We start from the raw sequence: 320 nt of genomic DNA on the forward strand, positions 1-320 counted from the left end.
CTTTGCCGCCAATGTGGAAGCTCTTACCGCCGCCCAGCCCAAAGACCTGGACGCGTCGGAGATTGAGGTGTGCCTGGGCGCGACCTGGATCGACAAGGCGTACATCCAGCAATTTATGTATGAGACCTTTGATACCCCGTTTTATATGCAGCGGAATATTGAGGTCAACTATACCCCGTTTACAGCGCAATGGCAGATTACCGGAAAAAACTCTGTCGGTTCTAATACCGTAGCGGCCTATACCACCTACGGAACCAGCCGTGCCAACGCCTACAAGATTTTGGAGGACAGCTTAAATCTGCGGGATGTCCGTATCTACG

Annotated in this window: 1 protein-coding gene; it reads left to right on the forward strand. The window is 52.2% G+C overall.

Going from position 1 to position 320, the window contains the following annotated elements; genetic code table 11:
• Nucleotides 1-320, forward strand: a 320-nt coding sequence (locus tag P0G09_RS16970) for a hypothetical protein (protein ID WP_275253254.1), incomplete at both ends; no start/stop codon positions are given.

Source organism: Faecalibacterium sp. DFI.5.82 (assembly GCF_029076575.1).
Lineage (GTDB): Bacteria > Bacillota > Clostridia > Oscillospirales > Ruminococcaceae > Faecalibacterium > Faecalibacterium duncaniae.